Origin of the sequence: Methanolobus psychrotolerans (assembly GCF_002243045.1) — an archaeon.
GTDB lineage: Archaea > Halobacteriota > Methanosarcinia > Methanosarcinales > Methanosarcinaceae > Methanolobus > Methanolobus psychrotolerans.
Window position 1 is genome coordinate 47,271 of sequence record NZ_MBKP01000001.1, and the last position, 20,176, is coordinate 67,446.

The following is a 20,176-nucleotide window of genomic DNA, read 5'->3' on the forward strand; positions in this document are numbered from 1 at the left end:
AGATATGCTATCCTGTGGCAAACATGACGCAGGACTTCAATATTATGGGACAAGATATGAACAAGAGACCTACCATAGACATATTATAAAATTTTTAAAAATATATAGAGAAACTTAAGTAATTGCGTATTAATATACTGTCCACCAAAAGTAATGCATCCGGCATACAAGAGGTTAATAAAAATGGACGCAACTTCTTACATATTCTATATTCTCTACACATTCTCATCTGCACTACTGTGCCCGGTAGTTATCACGCTGATACTTCTGGCGGTTTATTCCCTGGTATTAATCGGGGAATTTGCTTCGGAATCTGCAAGGAGACACCGCGATATAGAAAAACTTGATTTTTACTGTAATAGTACCCGCAAGCATATTGTGAACCGGGATCTTGAAAAAGCTGCAAGTTCACTGAGGCTTGTCGGGCAGAATTTCCTTGTAAGATCTTTTGCCATGGCTGCAGCAGACCACCTGGAAAAGAATATGATACCAGCTATCGAATGGATCTCACAGGACTATGAGATTAAGATGGCAAAGAGACTTGAACAGACCAGGATTGTTGCAACTATCGCACCAATGCTGGGCCTGATGGGGACCCTGATACCTCTTGGCCCTGCACTTATAGGTCTCTCACAGGGAGATATCGTTCAACTTGCAAATAACCTGATGATAGCCTTTGCTACTACAGTCATAGGACTTTTCGCAGGATGTATCGGTTATGTACTCACACAGATCAGAAAAAGATGGTACTGGCAGGATATGGCTGACATAGATTACATTCTCGACACTCTGGAGGTTGGAGAGTGAAGAGACGAAAATATACCCGCATGAGGCTGATAGATAACGAAGAAGAGCAGAACCCCCTTACAGGGGTTGCCAACCTCTTTGACATTGCAATGGTGTTCTCTGTAGCACTGCTGGTTGCACTTGTCATGTCATACCAGCTTCCTGAACTGCTGAGTCCCACAGATGACATTACTATCGTGAAGAATCCCGGACAGGAAGACATGAAGATAATCATCAAGGAAGAAGGCAAGCCTATTGAAGTTCTGAACATGACCGACCAGATCGACGGTGGAACAGGAGAAGCTCTTGGTACGGCTTACAGATTGGCTGATGGCAGGATAGTGTATGTACCAAATGAAGAGAATGAAACTGTAGTATGAACACATAAGAATGGAATGTCTGAAATAAAAATTGGAGTATGCGGGATTGCCTGTGAGAAATGTCCCATAATGAAAAGAGCTGGTGTCCAAATGAGAAAAATGGCTGCATTGCAAAACCGAATAAAAAACCTAATCAAAGATTTAAGAAATAATTCGATATATGCTTCATGCTCATATGCTGACAAGGCCTGCTATGGCAAATACTGTAACGACCATAGTTATGTAAAGGAATACTATTAATCCTACTTTAGTCGCACTAATTATAGCTTTATTATTCATTATTATGCCTCTGTTTTATATATGCACTGATAGAATATAACGATATTCGAACATTAAATATATACAATGAATTATATGATTGGGTGATATTTGGTTTGATCGGGAAGTGTCCCGATTCGAGAGTAGTTATACAGCGATCTGCAAATCATGTTTGCAGGGATTTTAGATTATTATCAGATCATTTCCACATGAACATCAAGCTCATGTACGCCGGGTTCGGTAGGAACCGGGTTGTGCCAGGTACTATAATAATCACCATTTGAAAGACTACCGTCACCGTCTACATCCACATGTACTGAAAGTGAATATGTCCTTCTTTCTTCAAGTTCGGGGTACTGGATAATGTATGGTACCGGCTGAATGTCATTGGTATTCATGGAAACTCCAATGATGGAGTCTTCTGATATTATAGTGGATGCAACATCCTGAAGACTGACATCCTCTACTTCCAGGTATACAGTAGCATTGGAGAAAGATTCCACAGGTTCATCAAAGATTATCATTCCCTGAATTGTATTTTCTTCAGAAACCTGATTTTCATCTAATTCATTAATTATACTATCATCTACTCCACCTGTTTCATTTGTAGGTTCTTCATTATCAGTTCCAGTACATCCCATTGAAAATGCAGAAGCCATTATTAGTAACATTGCCAGGCTGAATATAATATATCTACTCATCTCGATTATTCCCTTTTTTTGAACTACATGAACAAATGGTTCTTTTGATATAATTCATTTATGTAAGCTACAAAATGATATGTAGTATTAAAAATCAGCGTCTTAATCACTTTTTGAAGAAAAATGCAATGGAGATGTCAGTAATATTAATAAGTAAGATATAGTATTAACTAATTAGCATCGTTTGTAAATTATAATATTGGTTTTTATATGTCAGTTAACAAACACAATTGTAACGTGATTTGCATTTTAATTTTAATTTTAATTTTACAGGTGTTATAATATGAATGGTTTTAAAAAAATATCATGTGTTCTTTTTGTCACAATTATGTTACTGGCAGTTGCTGGTTGTGTGCAATCAGAAAATACAACCCCAGATGAGCAGGATGCTGCTGACTCTTTTGAGCAGGAAGTTCAAACAACAGAAGAAGATACTGTCGGACTGGCTTTCCAGAAAGAGGCCACAATCTCTCTGGTCAATGAAGCTGTCGAGCTTATGAATGAAAACGGAGAACTTGCATTTGATGAGTTCAGGAAAAAAGACAGCAAGTGGTTCCATGATGATACATACCTTAGCATATGGACAACTGAAGGAATACGTGTAGCTTACGCTCCCAATGTCAGCTGTGAGGGCGAAAACGTATCCGGCCTTAAAGATTATGACGGTAATCCTCTTGGCAAACTTTTCATAGATACGGCCCTTAGTGAAGATGGCCAGGGATGGATCGATTACCAGTGGCCAAAACCTGGTGAGACTTCTCCTGCCCTGAAGTATACATTCGTCAAGAGAGCTTCGATCGGTGATCAGGTATACCTTGTGACTTCCGGTTTCTATGTAGATGATTACGTCTACACCAATAATCTTCAAGACATTGATTATTTCACACGCTTTGGAACTGTATCACTTGGAAATCTCCTTCATCCGGGAACAGTTGACAAAGACCTGGGTGTGGATTACAGCATTGCACATGTGATCATCAAACCGGGCGGTTCCATTGACCCTCACATGATGACAAATCCTGAAGTTCATTATGTTCTTGCAGGTGAAGGTGTACTTTACATAGAAGATGTGCCATTTGAACTGAGTGAGGGACTAATTGTACTTGTGCCTGCAAACTCAAAGCAGCACACAGAGAACACAGGAGATTCTGATCTTGAGTTCTTTGCCATAGACCAGCCTGCGTGGGCAGAGGAGAATGAAGAAATGGCGGAGTCAACTACCCACGACTAAAGTCGTGGGCTTCTTTCCTTAAACCGTCGTGATTTTTATGGTTTGATGTTTCGTTAGAACAAGCACCAAAAGATATTGGAACTTCTGATGTTGTTGAGGAAGAATTCCTTGTGCTGCGATAAACAAAAAATGAATATCATGATTCATGGAACGATATCAAGGTCAATATCTGCAGAAGACCGAGAACAAGACCTATTGAAGTTCTCGCCAATCCCGATTATATCGATGTCGATATAAGGTGGTATCTTAAATGCAGAGCGATAATAAGCAACATACCCCATCAATAGAAGGAATAGTAAGCGAAAAAAAAGAGATTGACCAGATGGTCAATCGCTAAACAAAAGACACAATGTGGGACTTTATTTCTTTTCTTTTGCATAGGCTACAAGGGCGTCTTTTATACCCCACTTGAATGCTACAACAATTGCCACACCCCATGCAAGCGGACCTATCAGGATATAGAATATACTGGTGTCTATGAGCATTGCATCCAGTGCAAGCAGTATTATCACAAGTGAAAGAAAACCCCTAAGTGCGGGTATCCATATGTTTGCACCTTCCACATTCACATTTTTCATCATGTTTCCTATGTAATCTGCAAACAGATCTATTGCCAGAAGTCCTATCAACAATATCAGTACTCCTGCGAACAGGTTGGGCAGGTAGGTCAGAATAGCTTGTACTATTCCTGCAATCATTTCCAGTTTCAAGATGTCTAGTGCAGCAATAATGAATATCAGGTATCCAAACAGTTTCACAATTCCGGCTATAACTCCTGAAGAAGTCAGATTACTGCTCTTCATTGCAGCACCCATGGATGTTCGTTCTACACGTTCGTCCAGACCTGCTGCTATGAGGACATTCTTGAGAAGATCTGTAATGAAATCAACAACAAGCAATCCTATTATCAGTACTACCAGTGAAGAAAGTATTAGTGGTATGTACAGGATGATCTGCGTGATGAAAGCTGCAACGATCTGTATCTGGAGAAGGTCAATAATAATTACGGCAAAGATGAAGTAAATAAACCATTTAATGACACTTTCAAACAGTCCTACTGTAGTTATTCCCGTCCTCGCTATCATTCCACCAATCGATGTTTTATCGATCAGGTCATCAAGTCCGATCTTATCCAGAACTTTTGCACCTATTTTACCAAGAGCTTTCCCTGCAATCAGACCGACTACAAGAAGTACGATCACTGCTATTAAGGTTGGAAGGAAAGCGATCATCTGATCAAACATATCGTATACACTACCCATTATCTGCGATGTTGCCATCTTTAACACTCCTTTTGATTTATTTTGTATGTAGATGCCACAACCCACGAGACATCTTTCCCGTTTTACATACTAAGTAACCATTGTATACTATTCTATTTAAGTTAGTTCCCTTATGCAATCCTGAATCAGCAAACAATATTCTCTTGATTTTGTTATCCTTCTTTTTCAATCCTGAAATCATCATCGATATAGCTTAAACACCATTGAACTTTAACTTATAATCTGATGTCAGATGCCAGTCAAAATTGTTTACAGATAGCTGCTAATCTAATATGTGCATGAACTATTGGTAATAAGATAACAGATTTAAGGAGATATATATGAGTTCAAAAGATAATCTTAAAGCAGCCTTTACTGGTGAATCGATAGCAAACAGGACATACCTAGCTTTTGCAAAAAAAGCAGATGATGAAGGCTATCCACAGGTTGCTAAACTATTCAGGGCTACTGCTGCTGCTGAAACAGTCCATGCTTTTAATCACCTCCAGTGCATGGGTGGGATTGGAACTACAATGGAGAACCTGAAAGAGGCCATAAATGGGGAAACATACGAATTTGAAGAAATGTACCCTAAATTCATAGAAGAAGCAAAAACCGAAGGTGACAACAGAGCTCTCTGGAGCTTTGAAGTTGCAAACAAAGTAGAAAAGATCCATGCCAGATTGTATAAAAAAGCTCTTGAAGAACTCGGAAGCAATGAAGAGGTCGATTACTACGTATGCAGTGTCTGTGGCCATACTCACGAAGGTAAACCTGAAGATAACTGTCCTATTTGCGGGGCACCTGCCTCTAAGTTTGATAAGATCGAGTGAATACTTAAAGTGCAATGTATAGAATAGTGCAAAAACTGAGGGAGCTGACAGATGAGGAAAAGCTCTCTTTTTGTTACAATTTAGGTAACTATTCAGCCGGATTATTGCTAATGAGACAAAAAATACTATGACTTCATTATAAGCATTAAACAAATATTTCCTTCATATCATAAAAACATCTACTGATCGGAGGGGATTTGCATAGACTGCAAAGAAATACTTGCAGTTTATGAAGCTGGTCCTGAAGCAGTAGTCGAACTTGTAACTCGATTATTTGGAGTTATTGAACAACAAGCTCTCCAAAATTACAGAGTTGATTGTGAATGAAGAAATAAGCTTGCCGGAAGTAAGCCCTGCTGAATAGTTACAAAATAAATTGTTGAAATCACATATTGTTGTTCATTTATATCAGATTTGCACTGGTCATGCAGCCACATTGAGAACAATAATATATAGAATTCATGCCAAGTTTCTGTTTTTTTAATGGATTCCTGCAATATTTACAGGACTTTTTTGATTCTTGTTCCATTTTCCCCCTCACTCGTATAACATTACAGCTTCATCACACAACAATACGAATTCTACGCTTGCTGTGTTTTTCTTAGTCCAGTAATCACAGACCTTGCAGATCTGTATGTCTCTTGGATCATCGGCATACAATGTGTTATGACATTCCGGACATTTTGTTAATAATCCCATTTTGATCTCCTTTCGAAAGAAACTATAATTAAAAACTCACAGCAGAAAGAAGGATGAAGCAGTACCATACAGTTAGCAACATCCTTCTCCCTTAAGGCCCTTCATCAAGCCTTGCAGTGAGTCCACTCCCATATTTGTGCCGCTCTACCTACATCTCACGCCTGCTTAAGAAAACCCCCGTTTCCAACCCGCACGCATGTACGATTGAGAATATCTTTCAATTCCCGATTCCTTTTGTGTTATTTCTTTTATTTATAGATTATCTTTAAGAATTTATTACACGATAGTAAATTATAACGCCATTATAATTTCAACCATAAATTTATTAAAAAATTCCCAGAAGTCAATAACTATATTTGTTTAACGGTATTTTAAAAATCGAGTCCAAATTTGCCTGAACATGTTATTGATTTTATGAAAATTAGCCATAACTTGAGGCAGACATCTGGTGTAAAATCGATAGCTTTCAGGCAAGAATACTCCTTAACCGAAGACCAATGAACTTTCTTTAAAATATCGGTTCTTCTTCAGCCCTTCTATCCATTTGTAGAACCTTTATAAACACTGCTTACTGTCGTGTTTCGCCCAAACGGGGCCTTATCTGACCTTTCAACAGATTCAACATATAGTTGTGATAAATACTTCAAAACTCATACTGTAGTTAGGCATTTAACGAACTGATTAATTCACGGTCATAAAGGCATACTTTCACAACTAATTTGTTATTAGAAAAACGCTAACATAGCAAATTGAAAGCAATCTTCAACCTGTCGGCTTTAGAATTAGAACAAAAAGCCCCCGGGGGGATTTGAACCCCCGACCTGCTGATTACGAATCAGCCGCTATACCCCTAAGCCACAGAGGCAATATGAACGACTCTATAATCGTATATAATGATTTAACGATTTCGCTTATAACTACCTAACTAATAACTACCTAACTAATAACTACCTAACTAATAACTACCTAACTAATAACTACCTAACTAATAACTACCTAACTATATACCCTCACTTCAATGCAGACATTGAACTGGTGTGGGGCATAGGAACGGACGATCCTCGTATCAAAAACATCGGTTTTTCTGCCTGCCCTTTCTGCTGCTTCCATGATGAGCTTCAGGGAGCTAGCGAAAAGATCGCCCTCTTGTGTGATACCATAATAGTGAATAATTGCATTTGAGGCGCACAGTTTCATGGCAGCGTCAAGGAACTCGTGAGCATTGTGAGGAAGATTCATGATTACATGGTCGGCCATCGAGGCGAACTTTTCAGCTTCCAGGTTTGCATCACCTTCTATTGCCATTACGTTGACAGTGGAGTTAAGCCCGATGTTACGGCGCAGAAACTCCACTGCATCAGGGTTCTTATCGATGGCAATAACCTGGATTTCAGGGCTTTTTTTTGCGATCATGATGCTGTAAGGACCAACGCCTGCAAACATATCCACTACTGTCTGGCCTTCCTTTACCTGTGCCAGGATACGTGAACGCTCCGTAGCCAGGCGGGGAGTGAAGTATGCCCTCTCCAGATCGATGTAGTATCTGCAACCATATTCCCTGTGGATGGTGGAAGTTCTGTCCTCGCCGGCAACCGTTCTGAACCTGCGGGTCCTGAACTCTCCCTCAACAGGTCCCAGGGCAGCAAGCACTGTCTTAACGTTCTTCTTAACCTGCATGATAGCATCGGCAACCTTCATTGGCTCATATGTACCATCTTCGATGAGTGCGATATCTCCTATCACTTCAAAATGTGGCACTTCATCTAGCAAGTCCTCAAACTTAAGCTGCCCCTCCTGCTCCTCAAAATCATATTCAGTAAACTCGAGTTCTCCGGGAAGCTCCTGAAGTATTTCCTCCTGCGGTTCTTCTATCAGAGGCAGATACAAAAACTCTTCTTCTGAACAGATTCTGCATGAATTATCGAGCAGGTTCATTTCCAGAAGTGCTCTGCGTATGGGTTCGCCTTCTCTCTTTAAAACCTTGATGCAACTTTTTCTCATGTTCACGTACCTATGGTGAACTACCTCTCAGCTAAAGACTGAGAGGCTTCTTGCTTCATTCCCTGAACTAATGTTCATGAGTCCACAAGCTCTTCCCGCAGTTCCTGCGGTGCTTAAGTTATTCAATGCTATTTTTTTGATATTAATACTAGCATTAAGATCTCTGTCATGGAATGTCTTGCAATCAGGACATTCCCATTCTCTTATCTTGAGAGTAAGATCATCTTTCTTGTATCCACAAACATTGCAGATCTTTGATGAAGCATCAAATCTACCTATCCTTAGAATGGTCTTTCCATACCATTCTGCTTTGTAGATAAGTTTCCTGATGAATTCAGACCAACCCACATCACTGATTGCCTGAGCAAGCTTGTGGTTTTTGATTAATCCTTTTACATTAAGGTTTTCGACAGCCACTGCTTGGTTTTCGCGAATTATTCTGATAGTGACCTTATGCTGGAAATCATTTCTCTGGTTATTAATTAATTGATGTTGTTTTGCTAGTTTAACGATTGCTTTTTTCCTGTTCTTAGAACCTTTCTGTTTTTTACTCACATTTCTTTGTAGTTTCTTCAACTTCATGAGTGATTTCTTCAGGAACTTAGGATTTTCAATAACTTCTCCTGTTGACAAAACAGCAAAAGATTTGATTCCAACATCAATTCCTACTGTAGTCTCGGAATCAAATTCAACAAGTTTTGGTTCGGGAACATGGTCATCAATAAGTAGACTTATGTGATATCTTCCAGCTGATGTTCTGGAAACAGTCAGAGTCTTCAGAATATTGAACTTCCTGTTAAGTTTCTGGTCAAGAATTACTTCTCCGTTGACTCCTTTTGTAACAAGGTTGTTCTCAATGAATTCCTTATCAAGAAAGTCTCGATGAAGAACTATCTTTATCCAACCAATCTTAGGCAGGTAAATTTTTGAACTGGTTAAGTTAATCTGGTAATTCTGAGGAACCTGAAATGAATAATTGTTGTTCTTCTTCCTCTTCTTTGTAGGATAGGATCCTCTTCCTTCAAAGAAGTTCTTGAATCCAGTCAACAAGTTCCTGTTTGCTTGTTGTAAAGATTGTGAATTTAAGTCTTTCAACCATGAATGATGTTCTTTCAACAAAGTCAAGTTGGTGTTCAGGTTGATCTCACTCACATTGATCTTGAACTTCTTATACATTAGATTCTTGATGAAAAGTGACCGGTTGTACATGAATCGACTTCCACCGAAATGTTTTTCGAGAAGAGAGCATTGCTCTTTGTTAGGGTATATTCGATATCTATAACCTTTTTTCATCAAGATCACTCATGTTTCAAAAAGCAATTTTTAGTAACAAATATTAAGATTTTCATACTATATATGCTTTTTTTGTTGTAGTGAAACGCTTACATCCCCTGAGCTAAAGACTCAGGGGTTTTTCGCTCCAAATTATAAACCATGACCCGAACAGGACAAGAAACAGACCACAAGATGTTGTAACCATAAAAGGTACTGATTTTTTTGAATTATAATAGTCATTGTTAATAATCCTTTTGATATTTGGTGCTTCAATTTTCATATAAGGCATAGATGGGATATATTGTTATTAATGATTTCAGTCAAGTTTGTAAAAATGGTTTTGGATGACCACACCAAGAATGATTTACACCCATTTTAAAATGATGTAGAATTGAGCAGATGGCATTATCAGGGCGTAAGGCATACACTTACACCTCTACAACATTTTTTCATTTACCAGATTATTTCAGTTAAGTAGAAGTCGCCATTTTAAATTAGTTCTAACTGTCATCAAATAAGTTTGAATTTTTCTATAGTGGACATACATTATATCTTCATTTAAAAAGAAATAATAAAAATTATGTGGAAGGTATTGGGTTAAGATGCCAGTAGAAATTCCACATAATTCCTACAATCGATTATTTTGTATTTTTGATATATTCACACCATTTGCATAGGTTCATCATATTTCAGTAATTCACGCTGTAAATCTTCAATTGAATAATGAAGATAATGCATAGTGGTTTCAATATTCTTATGCCGGAGATAGCGTGAAACCGATATCAGGGGAACGCCGGAATCAAGCAAGTGCTGGGCACGGCTTCTTCTGAAGGTATGAGTTCCGATTTTTTTATTTATTCCTGCTTTTTTACATAATTCATTAACAATTACATATACATGTGAACGATTAACCTGTTTAGATTTATTGGAGAACATGATAAAATCACCATCTTTTAATTTATTATGTTGAATGTACCGATTAACTCTTTTAAGAAAATCGGATGTGACAGGAGCTTTCCTTAAATCTTTGTTATCCACACCTTTCGCATTCCATATCTCAATGCACTTGCCATGAATGTCAATATCCCTTACACGTACATTAATCGCTTCTGAAACCCTTAAAGCAGGTATGTACATCATCAACATCCATATCTCATGTTTCTCATCGATATCGGGCATTGATAATATTTGGTTCAGTTCACTCACCTTGAGCCATTCCTTACTATATGGGGTGACCTCTTTCTTTGCTTTTTTGGCATTTACGTTTTTCATACAAACCACAATATAAAAATATAACAGAAGCTATTTAAATGTTTTTAGACATTTTGCTATATTTTAAAATGAGCACCGGTCAGATGCTTCGTGTTATGAGGAGAAAGTCTAGATATTTGAAAACATAACAAAATAATAAAATTGTTAGATTTTTGATGTAAGGAAAATTGCCATTTAATATGAAATGCATCAAAATGTACCTTTTCTATCATTTCAGTACTCATGTATTTTTACTTTATTGGGCATCATAGAAAAAAAGATACTCAACGTATTCATCATTACCGAAGCCTATGCGTTCACATTTAATCTTGTAATATCCACTTGATAAAACAGAAGAATTTATTGAAATTTGATAGCAACCCATATATGAGGTGGTTCCTATCATATGATTATATTGACTAATAGAAATATTTGAGGAACGATCATCAGCAACCATCGTCAAATAATCAATACGGCTTACATTAAAATTTGAATCTACTTTTAATAAACTTATATTCAAATTAGAAACCGGTCCTGTTACATAAACAGTGAAAGGAATTGGATTTGTATTAGTTAACGAAGTACTTTCCATTTCGATATTCATACTCCCATGCAAAAAAGGTAAATTGCCAATAATAAGACTATAAGGAGTTGTCGATGCCATTCCAAAAAATACAAATACTATAAGAAAAATCCCTATGGATATTTTTAGTATTGAATCCCATCTTATTTCAAAATTATTAAAATAATTAAGGATGCCAAGAGTGCTTTCTGATAGGTAATTCCTTCTCTTTAATGTTTCCTTAAAATAAAACGGTAGCAGAAATCCAAAAAGTAATATGACTCCAAGAAGTACATCGATTTTAACTAAAACATATGCAATTACCATCGCAGCAATTATAAATAATGCTTCTACTTTTGCATTAAATAATATTAAATACCAACCTATAGATACCAGAATAATGAGTATAATCACAATAAGTTGATAGTAGGGAAGAATTTTTAATTGAACGAATATAATATATATGTAATATAATGTAAAAGTGCTCAATAACAAGGTTATTGACATTGCAATGGCACTATAAGAGTTTTCCAAAACATAATTATTATCTTTATTAAACAAGCAAATTACATAGAAAGGAAAAGAGATTACGATTAATACGGAGAGAATGAAAATCATTGCCAAAAGCAAAACCAGTACCGAATACATTTCAAAATTAAAAGCGGTTGTATGTGTATAATCTAGTATTCTATGAACTATATATGAAAATAGTCCAAGGAGTATTAATAAAAAGCTAAAAACGTTTTCACGCTGATTGACATCTTGGTCTCTATCTTCGGCGGATTCATTTCCGTGTTCACACATTAATTTATGAATAGAAATAAATGTATAAAATACTTCCGTATGTCTCACATTCCGCAGGTAGATAACAAAAACTCATAATTTTGCTTGATGATGGTTTTGATTGTATTTATGGAGAAATCTAGTTTGTTGATTCGGTACGAATGCTGCAAAAACAGGTCTTTTTCCAGATATAAATATGGACTATAATAGTCAGATTACAAAAACGCTAGCAAGCAAAATTAGTCAAAACAAATTAGTACCTGTGGAATGTGAGATTATTGTCATCTACGAAATTCAAATAAGCATCTTAACATGAATTGATACTTATATTGCTTACAGGTGTTTAAAATGGGTAAATTAAAGATTTTAAATAATAGAGAACTTAAAAAAACATCTAACCTTATATTTATGTTTACCTTTTTCATCTTAATAATAATTGTACTTTTCACTGTAATAATGTTTGCAATTACACATTTTTGGTGAAATAATGGTGGATGAAGGCAATACAAGAAAATTAAAAGACTTGTATTGACTTTATGACGTTTATAAATCAATCTATTTATATTTAAATATTTTTTATAATATCAAATAGAAAAGGATTTAATGCAGTAATTCTTTTTTGAATATACCTACAATGTCCTGAAAGGTATGTCACTCAACTGAATTTGGAGGTTCAATTCGTAATTCCTACCATTCAGGATAGGTATTTCAATCCCTGAAAGGCGTGTGTATTCATCTGTAGCAGGAAGAATATGTTGAAACTATCGCCTTTCAGGATAAGGCACTTAAAACTTCAAGATTAAGCACCTTACTCTTCATTATTTGTTTTTTAATAATACAACTACAGCATCAAGTTTAATATAATAACTGATTAATAATTCAGGTTTTTACCGTTGAAATACATTTTATATTCAGAATTATGTTTATCGTTTATTCTTATATACGTGGATTCGACCTTTGTAATTTTTAATTCTAAATCTAATATTTTTCTGTCATCTATTATTTGTTCTGCCAAATTCAATTTAAAGTCTTCATGATTCATTTGCATAATTCGTAATTCATTCGTGTATGATACTTTTCCATGCATATTTATTGTCTTTGACCTAGCAGGTATCACATTTTCCCAAGTTTTAAAGAAATACTGATTTAAATATAACTTATTTTTATAATACCTATGTGCTATATCAATACGAATGTCCCTTAATTTCCTTGTTTTTTGCTTTACTGGTTTAGATATGGGTAGAGGTGTTCTGCCTACAGGCATTGATATTTTTATTTCTTGAGGCGGATTGTCGTACAGGTATTCAATTTGTTTATCTCTTTCAGATAACTGCTTTTGTAATTCGGCAATCAGGGTGTCTTTGTCGTTATCAATGTCTACGTTAATCAATCCTATTAAATCACATGTAGGTATGTTAATTTCAGATGAACCATCACAATTAACGTTAAAAACTGCATTATTTTGATAATTTCCCCTTCCAACTTTTTTATAACCAGCGTCAATATCACTCAACAATCGGATGCCCATTTTATCAAGATGATATGATTTCCTATTAGATTGATGTACAAGTGATGATTTTAACAACTTCCGTCTGACCATCATGGAAAGGGCGGCGCTAAATTCTTTTTTTGTACCTATGTACGATATAGTTTCCCGAATTTCATTTGCAAAATGTGTCCCTTTGGATATTTGATCGGCCACTAGAACAAATAGTTCCCTATTTTCGTAACTTCTTAATTTCTTCATCCTTAACCTCAGTAATTTTATTCTGTATGTACTAACGCTAAGTGTTAGTTTATATACTTATGGTAAATAGGGAATTAAGAAACAGGATGCTAAGGCATTGTAGTTATCAAAATAATTGAATTAATACCCTATGCAAGATTAAGGTAAATTGAGTAACTAGATTGAATTAAGTAACATTTACAATAGAGGTAGGGTATTAATTATTAAAAATTCGATATGTTAAAGATTGATTTGATACCCTACTTGCTAGAGAGAATTATAAAGGTTGTGAAAATCACAAAAGTTATAGACTTTATAATAACTATCAATACACAGTTTTATCACTTTGTACTGTTTTTTTGACAACTCTCATGTCTTCATGTCCACAATATTTGCATTTATAATATCGAGTGATTTTTATCCTAGTTCCCTCCAAAATTTTATCTTCTTTTATCTTTGGTTCTCTGGATTCAATATAAGCAAATTCTTGTTTGCATTCTTTACATTGACTCATATCATAATACGAACGAACATTCAAAAACCACGCACCAATAATTATTAAAAAGAAACTAACTACCATCCAGTATGGGTTTAGAATGTCAATATGAGGAATAAATGGAATAATATTACTTTTCGTTACAGAGATTATCCCAGTGAATATAGTAATTATGCCAGAAAGAAATGAAACGATTCCCACTAAGCCTATATTTTGTCGTCCATATTTTTTGATTAGAACAGGAGCATATTTTTGAGTGAAAATATTCTTCTCTTTATCTCCTTCATAAGTTACAGTGTTTCCTTGAATGATTGTAACTCCCTCAATATTATGTCCAATAACATTTCCATTTCCAATTGTAGTAGAATCTCCTATCATTGTAGAAGATTGAATATTAGTTTTTTTCATAATATCACACATTAATTCCGTACAATTGTATGAACTTAAATAAAGCATAGAGATTCTAGTATTTATTTTTGCGGTAAACACAGTGAAAGTAATCTATTAAATTGTGTTATATTATTAATATATTTTATTAAAGCACTTGATTTCAAATAAATTCAAAAACATCCTAGAATTGTATCTAGATATATACTAATTTTTATATTCAAATCAATAAACTATATATTGTTTAGTAGTTGAATTACTTATTGGTGTTTATTTTGCCAGTAAAAAGTACTACAACTAAGTCTATAAAATGTCCAACGTGTAAGGGCAAAGGTACTGTGAAATGTCAAGTATGTTCTGGTAAAGGGAAAATCGATGATATATTATCTACTTATGTTTGTAAAACATGCAAAGGAAGCGGATTGCTCAAATGCCCGAACTGTAAAGGTAAAGGAATACTTTAAAAAGGTGGTATGATGGCAGGAACAAGTAATAATGATTCCCCAATTGCCAGAGTTGTGCAAGCATTTGTTTTTATTGCTGTGCTAATGGCGTGTGGATATGCTTTGATGAATATTGCAAAAATAATAGGGATATTATAATGGAGTAATATATGGATTTTAACACCATTATTTATTTTATAATATTTATTCTACTTATTTTAGTTGTTTCAAAGTTCATGAATACTAGTGCATCTGAACATAATCATCAGAGTAAGCCCAATAGCAAGATACAATCATATCCTCAAAATCAGTGTGCTGATGAGAGGATTTCAAAAACAGAGAGAGAATTCAAGAATGTAGTAAATTTCTTACAAAATGAAGTTTCACTTAGATATGGTAAAAACAAAAATGAAAAAGGTTATCAACAGGAATTAGATGGGAGATTATCTGTTCTAAATGAAAGGTATGGATATGATGTACACTATGAAGCTGTAAATGGCAAACATAGAGTAGATTTTGTCGTAAATAGAAATATTGGAATTGAGATGAAAGTACATCGTGGTGGTACTCAGGTTCAGAAAGAGTTGTTTAGTCAGATTACCGATTATGCACAATACTGTACTAAGATGATAGGATTGGTTGTGAATGTCACCAATGATGATGCAGATGTATTAAGATTGGAAATTCTGGATAAATTGAAGTATCAACATGCAATCACCTCCAAGAATTATGAAATCATTGTTCTAAATGTCTAATAGGTAAACATGGAATGATATAATGTCATTGATAAAACCAATATTAATAATTGTATTCTTAATTATTGCATTCATACTTGCTTCAGTGGGTGCAAATATAATTGATGAAGGTGCTGATTCTGTAGGATTAAAGCCATCAGAAGATTCTTCATTTTCTGATATCAATACCAGTGGAATGGTAACTATTGTGCTTTTTGGCATGATTGTTCTAGGTGGTGTAGCGTTAATTAAAGGAAAGGGTTGAGAATATCCAGAATAACCCTTTCCATATCCTCATTATATAATATAATAGGAACGAAAATATTGATATACATCATTCTGTTCAAATATATTCAGATTTAATCGTTCTTTAAAATCCCCTTCTGTTACTCAAATATTTTTAGAATTTTTAAGGATGAAATCATCAAAAAGTTCTATTTCATAATTTGATAAACAGTTAATTATAACTTCAAGAAAACTGTTCAGAAGGACTATTCTATTTTTATTTAATATCCAGTATGCTATTTGCTAAAAAGGTTCAATGTGAATAGGCATTTTTGAGGGGTTTTCCTATTTCATTTTTAGACAGTTCCAGTTATTATCGGAGAACTATATTGATGTTCCTCAAATCAAACTATATTTCTAATGTTGGGTTGGAACGAATTCTCACTCATGAGTTTAGACAGTTTCTAGTTACTCAATTTCCTTAAGAGTGAATTCATCAAGTAATCGTTGGGAAATGTTGTTCCCGAACCAATGAATTACTACATCTGCGCCATCCTTTCTTTTTTGCAATGGTCTTAAACGATGTACGGAGTCATAGACATCATTCTCTATCAGTTCTTCATAGAACTTTCTTAATTTGGGATCTTTGGGTTTAAGAATGCCATCTTCTTTCGTAAAATCACTAAAATCTGGGAGGCACTCATCTTCCATATTTTCAAGATAATATTCTATATATGCATCCATATTGAGCATATAAGTACCAATCACAATTATCACATCATATTCTGCAAATTTATTTATTCCATGGGATGCGCCAAACCAGATTACATCGCAACCGAAAAATTTCTTTTTATTGTTTACTAATTTTTTATACGTAAGAATACACACCTTTTTACCACGATTGTATTTTTCACGCTTAATTACTTTTAAGATTCTTGATTTAGATGATTCTATCTGGTTCTCTATGTGGTTTTTGTAAAATCCAGAGTCTCCATGCTTGTAGATAATGACGCCCTTATTAGTGATGTTTGTAGAACAAATGACAACATAACCTTTATATGCGGGAAACAGTTTTTCAAATTTTTTTAGCCGATTTAAGAATATCTCTTGCGGGAACGATGCACAAAGATACTCAATTTTACATCCAGCATCAAGTTGCTTGTAAAATAAAAGATGTTGGTAATGAATTATTGATTTATAATATTTAGTTTCGCCGGTTTCTTTCTCAAACTCCAAAAACATAATTAAATTTGAGAAACGCAATTTACATGCTCTATCCATAACACTGCTTACACTTTTCCCATTTGTCCCTACAAGTAAATTGTATTCATTCGCCTTCTTAATAAATTCATCTGAAAGTGAAGATAGAGTTCCAATATCTTTGTTCCTGACGGCTTCTTTTAAACTATTCAAGAAATCAGGTTTCACTTTGGGGTGATTCCACAGTTTAGTGATTTGTTTTATGATTTTGACTTGATCCCATTCGATTAAAAATGTTCCTTCGACTCTTTCATCGATATATATTTCGTCAAAATCATTGAAATCTATCACATGTAACATTTCTTTCGGCATCAAAACAGAGATACCTTTTTTCTTGTATATGCTGAATTGATTTCGGTAATGGCAGTTTCCCTTGCATTTTTTGAAAGAGCAGATTGCTGCAGTAGGAACTTCATTTTCATACATTTTCCGTATTTCGTCATCTTTATCGTAATTCATACATCCGGGTTTTAACCCTTTAAGAATAACAAAATATTTTTTATTTTCAATTTTCTTTCCCATTTCTTCTGCTAATTCATGCGTAGGGAGAACTACCAGTATTTTCTTTTTATTCTCAAGTTTATTATTTTCATTAATATTGTTTATTAAATTGGTTGATTTTCCTGTTCCCGGTTGTTTAGCATTTACACTACTCAAATAGGATTTTTGAGATTTCAAATTTCTGCAATGTATTATTTCTATTTTTGTTCCAATCTCATCATCCAGAAATTTTATTTCGTGTTTGAAGTAATTGGATGTGGTCATGATACCTGCATCCCCATATACCCAAAAGGTACAATATATTTATATATAATAACAATTAATTTAATACTGTTCATTTTTAACTCCATGTAGGGTGTGGCAACACCCACGTTTTTAAATCATTATTTTAGTTTTAATCATAGTTTTAATGCATTTTTTAGTAGGGAATTTACAAAAGTACTTCTTTTAACGTCTCCACGCTTTTCTTCAATTTTTGCAATTATTTTATCGTCTACTGTCACTGTTAATATTTGTTTCATATTCATCACTTTATTTTATTTTTAGTTAAATATAATATTTACAAGTACTGCAATTAATTATATAAATCTTTTGTGAAAATATTTAAATAGTTGTTAAGCTTTCCATGGCAAGCCCTAAGCACGGAGGAAGAAAGAGATTGTAGCTTTTAGTGGTTCTCTGAATTTCAGATGACCATAATTGCGATGATATTATTTCAGGGCATTCAGTAACATCAGATTAAATAGATTGGATGGAGGGGGTGGGATGCCTTTAGAACACCTGCTATAATGTCTAGAATTGCACTGGTTGAATTCTCCGAATAGATGAAGGTAAATGTAAAGAGCAAGGATGCAGGGCAATACATCTATTTATTTTTGATTCCTTAAATCTTTCAATTCATTATCCTTCTGTTTTATTGCTTTAGTCCGATTGGCAATCCATTTATCATATAATGCTCTTTCTTCAAAATCCATATTTTCAGGATTACTATTTTCAAATTTATTCTTTAAAACATCTAATGTCTTTTCCGATGCTTCTCTATCTGTTAATAATTGTTCAATCGTATCTAACCTGTCCCTTAATTCCTTATTTTCGTATCTAATCTTATCTACAGATGGGTCAGTTATATCAATGTAGTTGACAATATCACCAAATGTAATACCATCAAGACCTTTCAAATATATTTGCAGTCCTTCTTCTGAATTGTAATCCTCATATGTAATTTTAACTGTATTTCCACCATGACCCATCCAATGCTCTTTATAATCACTATCTATATTTTTGTAATTATTTGAAAAGTAGTGACGTACACCATGACTCCGTAATTTTGAATATTCACCTTCGACAGTTGGTATATTCAATACTTTTCTGAGTCGGGCATACATTTTTGTAATTGCATTATTACCCATTGCCCTTATTGAATCATCATATGCAATCACATTACCATTTTTATCTTTAACAATTGAATCTTTGAAGGGTATTGTTTCCTTTTTTTCATCAAACTTACTATTTATAAAAATCACATCTGTTGATGAATATATCCTTCTCATCAAATAATCTATTTCATTTTGGTTTATGTCGTTCCTCTCATCAATATATTTTTGAATACATCTGACGGTTTCAGGTGCAAGGAAAGTGTGATAGGGATTATCGTTCTTCTCTCGATTACGTTCTAATACACATACTTCAACGATATTCCCATTACTATCAATCATAGGGTTGTCATCATTATCCAAAACTTGTTTTAAACCATCGATAAATTCACCATGTGTCAATGTTGAGATATCAAGTCTCGCCATTCCAGACGTGACACCACAACTGATAATGCATTTATCTCTTGAATTAGCTTTATCGAATGCTTTTTTCAAAAGCTCAAATGAAGGTGCTTTCTTTGATTTTATAGATACAGGCGCATTGATTCTTGCATCGATATTTGAAACATCTACTTTAAAGGACTTATAAAAGTTCAAAAGCCGATGAAAATTACTCTTTGCAGTACTTGCTTTCTGATTCGATAATAGATAATTCTTATATTCTGTTAGGATTCTCTCATAATCGCCAATTTCATCGTCATCTGAAAAAATAAGTACTTCAAAATCTTCTGGTGTTACGGCATTTTCAAATTTTTTGTTCTTACTTTTCTGGTGAGTTAAGGCATGAGTTATCAGTTTTGTTGGGGTTGTGTCAGTCATACCATTTTCATGCAGGTAGTGGATGAACATATTCATAGTGTATGTTCTGGTTTGCCTTGTTCCTTCTTTTTTATCCTTCACAGCGTCTTTAGGCTTCATTATCCATTTTTGGAATGCTCTATCAGTTTGAACTATGTCTTTTACAGAATCGTACTTATATGTCCTATTATTTTTTCTTGCCATATCTGCA

General features: G+C 34.5%; 21 protein-coding genes and 1 tRNA gene. 8 read left to right on the forward strand and 14 right to left on the reverse strand.

All coding sequences use genetic code 11. The features are described from left to right. The first annotated feature begins 183 nt into the window (after positions 1-183). Genes BB781_RS00170 through BB781_RS15230 form a run of 3 tightly spaced genes read left to right on the forward strand, consistent with a single transcriptional unit; the run spans position 184 to position 1,406 of the window. Complete coding sequence (locus BB781_RS00170; RefSeq protein WP_094226480.1) at positions 184-807, forward strand: MotA/TolQ/ExbB proton channel family protein; 624 nt, start codon at positions 184-186, stop codon at positions 805-807. A gap of 20 nt (positions 808-827) precedes the next feature. Beyond that, a complete protein-coding gene (locus BB781_RS00175) occupies positions 828-1,166 on the forward strand; it encodes a DUF2149 domain-containing protein (protein ID WP_094226481.1) in 339 nt (112 codons plus the stop codon). 15 nt (positions 1,167-1,181) lie between these two features. Then, the gene (locus BB781_RS15230; RefSeq protein WP_129582588.1) at positions 1,182-1,406 is read left to right on the forward strand and encodes a hypothetical protein; all 225 of its coding nucleotides are present in this window, start codon (positions 1,182-1,184) and stop codon (positions 1,404-1,406) included. A 212-nt stretch (positions 1,407-1,618) separates the two neighbouring features. Here BB781_RS15230 and BB781_RS00180 read toward each other — a convergent pair whose 3' ends face one another. Continuing rightward, the gene (locus tag BB781_RS00180; protein ID WP_094226482.1) at positions 1,619-2,125 is read right to left on the reverse strand and encodes a YbaY family lipoprotein; all 507 of its coding nucleotides are present in this window, start codon (positions 2,123-2,125) and stop codon (positions 1,619-1,621) included. A gap of 283 nt (positions 2,126-2,408) precedes the next feature. Between BB781_RS00180 and BB781_RS00185 the strand changes: the two genes are divergently transcribed. Further along, on the forward strand, positions 2,409-3,356 hold the full coding sequence (locus tag BB781_RS00185) for a cache domain-containing protein (RefSeq protein ID WP_094226483.1): 948 nt from the start codon (positions 2,409-2,411) through the stop codon (positions 3,354-3,356). Between the two features lie 143 nt (positions 3,357-3,499). On the opposite strand, the gene BB781_RS15495 is transcribed toward BB781_RS00185, so the two are convergent. Together BB781_RS15495 and BB781_RS00190 are read right to left on the reverse strand one after the other, a co-directional pair. Further along, the gene (locus BB781_RS15495; RefSeq protein ID WP_164997731.1) at positions 3,500-3,637 is read right to left on the reverse strand and encodes a hypothetical protein; all 138 of its coding nucleotides are present in this window, start codon (positions 3,635-3,637) and stop codon (positions 3,500-3,502) included. 78 nt (positions 3,638-3,715) lie between these two features. Next, positions 3,716-4,636, reverse strand: a complete 921-nt coding sequence (locus BB781_RS00190; protein ID WP_094226484.1) for a mechanosensitive ion channel family protein — start codon at positions 4,634-4,636, stop codon at positions 3,716-3,718. A gap of 323 nt (positions 4,637-4,959) precedes the next feature. On the opposite strand from BB781_RS00190, the gene BB781_RS00195 reads away from it, so the two are divergent. Continuing rightward, positions 4,960-5,451, forward strand: a complete 492-nt coding sequence (locus BB781_RS00195; RefSeq protein WP_094226485.1) for a rubrerythrin family protein — start codon at positions 4,960-4,962, stop codon at positions 5,449-5,451. A 537-nt stretch (positions 5,452-5,988) separates the two neighbouring features. Here BB781_RS00195 and BB781_RS15500 read toward each other — a convergent pair. The 8 genes from BB781_RS15500 to BB781_RS00230 all read right to left on the reverse strand — a co-directional run bounded on the left by BB781_RS15500 (position 5,989) and on the right by BB781_RS00230 (position 14,652). Further along, the gene (locus BB781_RS15500; RefSeq protein WP_164997732.1) at positions 5,989-6,150 is read right to left on the reverse strand and encodes a hypothetical protein; all 162 of its coding nucleotides are present in this window, start codon (positions 6,148-6,150) and stop codon (positions 5,989-5,991) included. 793 nt (positions 6,151-6,943) lie between these two features. Next, a tRNA-Thr gene (locus BB781_RS00200) sits at positions 6,944-7,015 on the reverse strand. A gap of 131 nt (positions 7,016-7,146) precedes the next feature. Next, the gene (locus BB781_RS00205; RefSeq protein ID WP_094226486.1) at positions 7,147-8,151 is read right to left on the reverse strand and encodes a class I SAM-dependent methyltransferase; all 1,005 of its coding nucleotides are present in this window, start codon (positions 8,149-8,151) and stop codon (positions 7,147-7,149) included. 27 nt (positions 8,152-8,178) lie between these two features. After that, the gene (locus tag BB781_RS00210; protein WP_094226487.1) at positions 8,179-9,444 is read right to left on the reverse strand and encodes an RNA-guided endonuclease TnpB family protein; all 1,266 of its coding nucleotides are present in this window, start codon (positions 9,442-9,444) and stop codon (positions 8,179-8,181) included. Positions 9,445-10,086: 642 nt separating this feature from the next. After that, positions 10,087-10,698, reverse strand: a complete 612-nt coding sequence (locus tag BB781_RS00215; RefSeq protein ID WP_094226488.1) for a tyrosine-type recombinase/integrase — start codon at positions 10,696-10,698, stop codon at positions 10,087-10,089. Positions 10,699-10,933: 235 nt separating this feature from the next. After that, positions 10,934-12,091, reverse strand: a complete 1,158-nt coding sequence (locus BB781_RS00220; protein ID WP_164997733.1) for a hypothetical protein — start codon at positions 12,089-12,091, stop codon at positions 10,934-10,936. Positions 12,092-12,893: 802 nt separating this feature from the next. Next, positions 12,894-13,769 carry a hypothetical protein gene (locus tag BB781_RS00225; protein WP_094226490.1) on the reverse strand — a complete coding sequence of 292 codons (876 nt, stop codon included), beginning with the start codon at positions 13,767-13,769 and terminating at the stop codon, positions 12,894-12,896. A gap of 304 nt (positions 13,770-14,073) precedes the next feature. Continuing rightward, positions 14,074-14,652: a hypothetical protein gene (locus BB781_RS00230; RefSeq protein WP_094226491.1), complete on the reverse strand. Its 579-nt coding sequence runs from the start codon at positions 14,650-14,652 to the stop codon at positions 14,074-14,076. 455 nt (positions 14,653-15,107) lie between these two features. On the opposite strand from BB781_RS00230, the gene BB781_RS16270 reads away from it, so the two are divergent. The 3 genes from BB781_RS16270 to BB781_RS00240 are packed head-to-tail and all read left to right on the forward strand — an operon-like array spanning position 15,108 to position 16,073. Further along, on the forward strand, positions 15,108-15,233 hold the full coding sequence (locus BB781_RS16270) for a hypothetical protein (protein WP_277985468.1): 126 nt from the start codon (positions 15,108-15,110) through the stop codon (positions 15,231-15,233). An 11-nt stretch (positions 15,234-15,244) separates the two neighbouring features. Next, positions 15,245-15,829, forward strand: a complete 585-nt coding sequence (locus tag BB781_RS00235) for a GxxExxY protein (RefSeq protein WP_094226492.1) — start codon at positions 15,245-15,247, stop codon at positions 15,827-15,829. Positions 15,830-15,851: 22 nt separating this feature from the next. Beyond that, positions 15,852-16,073 (forward strand): hypothetical protein, encoded by a 222-nt coding sequence (locus tag BB781_RS00240; protein ID WP_094226493.1) that lies wholly within the window; start codon positions 15,852-15,854, stop codon positions 16,071-16,073. Between the two features lie 428 nt (positions 16,074-16,501). On the opposite strand, the gene BB781_RS00245 is transcribed toward BB781_RS00240, so the two are convergent. The 3 genes from BB781_RS00245 to BB781_RS00250 all read right to left on the reverse strand — a co-directional run bounded on the left by BB781_RS00245 (position 16,502) and on the right by BB781_RS00250 (position 20,169). After that, positions 16,502-18,058, reverse strand: coding sequence for a hypothetical protein (locus tag BB781_RS00245; protein ID WP_094226494.1), 1,557 nt, complete (start codon positions 18,056-18,058; stop codon positions 16,502-16,504). A 134-nt stretch (positions 18,059-18,192) separates the two neighbouring features. After that, positions 18,193-18,315 carry a hypothetical protein gene (locus BB781_RS16275; protein WP_277985469.1) on the reverse strand — a complete coding sequence of 41 codons (123 nt, stop codon included), beginning with the start codon at positions 18,313-18,315 and terminating at the stop codon, positions 18,193-18,195. A gap of 348 nt (positions 18,316-18,663) precedes the next feature. Then, entirely contained in the window at positions 18,664-20,169 is a 1,506-nt protein-coding gene (locus tag BB781_RS00250) for a hypothetical protein (RefSeq protein WP_094226495.1), read from the reverse strand. Between the last annotated feature and the right edge of the window lie 7 nt (positions 20,170-20,176).

Coding starts and splice junctions, on each gene's coding strand:
- BB781_RS00170 (WP_094226480.1), top strand. CDS start 184: ATGGACGCAACTTCTTACATATTCTATATTCTCTACACATTCTCATCT.
- BB781_RS00175 (WP_094226481.1), top strand. CDS start 828: ATGAGGCTGATAGATAACGAAGAAGAGCAGAACCCCCTTACAGGGGTT.
- BB781_RS15230 (WP_129582588.1), top strand. CDS start 1,182: ATGTCTGAAATAAAAATTGGAGTATGCGGGATTGCCTGTGAGAAATGT.
- BB781_RS00180 (WP_094226482.1), bottom strand. CDS start 2,125: ATGAGTAGATATATTATATTCAGCCTGGCAATGTTACTAATAATGGCT.
- BB781_RS00185 (WP_094226483.1), top strand. CDS start 2,409: ATGAATGGTTTTAAAAAAATATCATGTGTTCTTTTTGTCACAATTATG.
- BB781_RS15495 (WP_164997731.1), bottom strand. CDS start 3,637: ATGGGGTATGTTGCTTATTATCGCTCTGCATTTAAGATACCACCTTAT.
- BB781_RS00190 (WP_094226484.1), bottom strand. CDS start 4,636: ATGGCAACATCGCAGATAATGGGTAGTGTATACGATATGTTTGATCAG.
- BB781_RS00195 (WP_094226485.1), top strand. CDS start 4,960: ATGAGTTCAAAAGATAATCTTAAAGCAGCCTTTACTGGTGAATCGATA.
- BB781_RS15500 (WP_164997732.1), bottom strand. CDS start 6,150: ATGGGATTATTAACAAAATGTCCGGAATGTCATAACACATTGTATGCC.
- BB781_RS00205 (WP_094226486.1), bottom strand. CDS start 8,151: ATGAGAAAAAGTTGCATCAAGGTTTTAAAGAGAGAAGGCGAACCCATA.
- BB781_RS00210 (WP_094226487.1), bottom strand. CDS start 9,444: ATGAAAAAAGGTTATAGATATCGAATATACCCTAACAAAGAGCAATGC.
- BB781_RS00215 (WP_094226488.1), bottom strand. CDS start 10,698: ATGAAAAACGTAAATGCCAAAAAAGCAAAGAAAGAGGTCACCCCATAT.
- BB781_RS00225 (WP_094226490.1), bottom strand. CDS start 13,769: ATGAAGAAATTAAGAAGTTACGAAAATAGGGAACTATTTGTTCTAGTG.
- BB781_RS00230 (WP_094226491.1), bottom strand. CDS start 14,652: ATGAAAAAAACTAATATTCAATCTTCTACAATGATAGGAGATTCTACT.
- BB781_RS16270 (WP_277985468.1), top strand. CDS start 15,108: ATGGCAGGAACAAGTAATAATGATTCCCCAATTGCCAGAGTTGTGCAA.
- BB781_RS00235 (WP_094226492.1), top strand. CDS start 15,245: ATGGATTTTAACACCATTATTTATTTTATAATATTTATTCTACTTATT.
- BB781_RS00240 (WP_094226493.1), top strand. CDS start 15,852: ATGTCATTGATAAAACCAATATTAATAATTGTATTCTTAATTATTGCA.
- BB781_RS00245 (WP_094226494.1), bottom strand. CDS start 18,058: ATGACCACATCCAATTACTTCAAACACGAAATAAAATTTCTGGATGAT.
- BB781_RS16275 (WP_277985469.1), bottom strand. CDS start 18,315: ATGAAACAAATATTAACAGTGACAGTAGACGATAAAATAATTGCAAAA.
- BB781_RS00250 (WP_094226495.1), bottom strand. CDS start 20,169: ATGGCAAGAAAAAATAATAGGACATATAAGTACGATTCTGTAAAAGAC.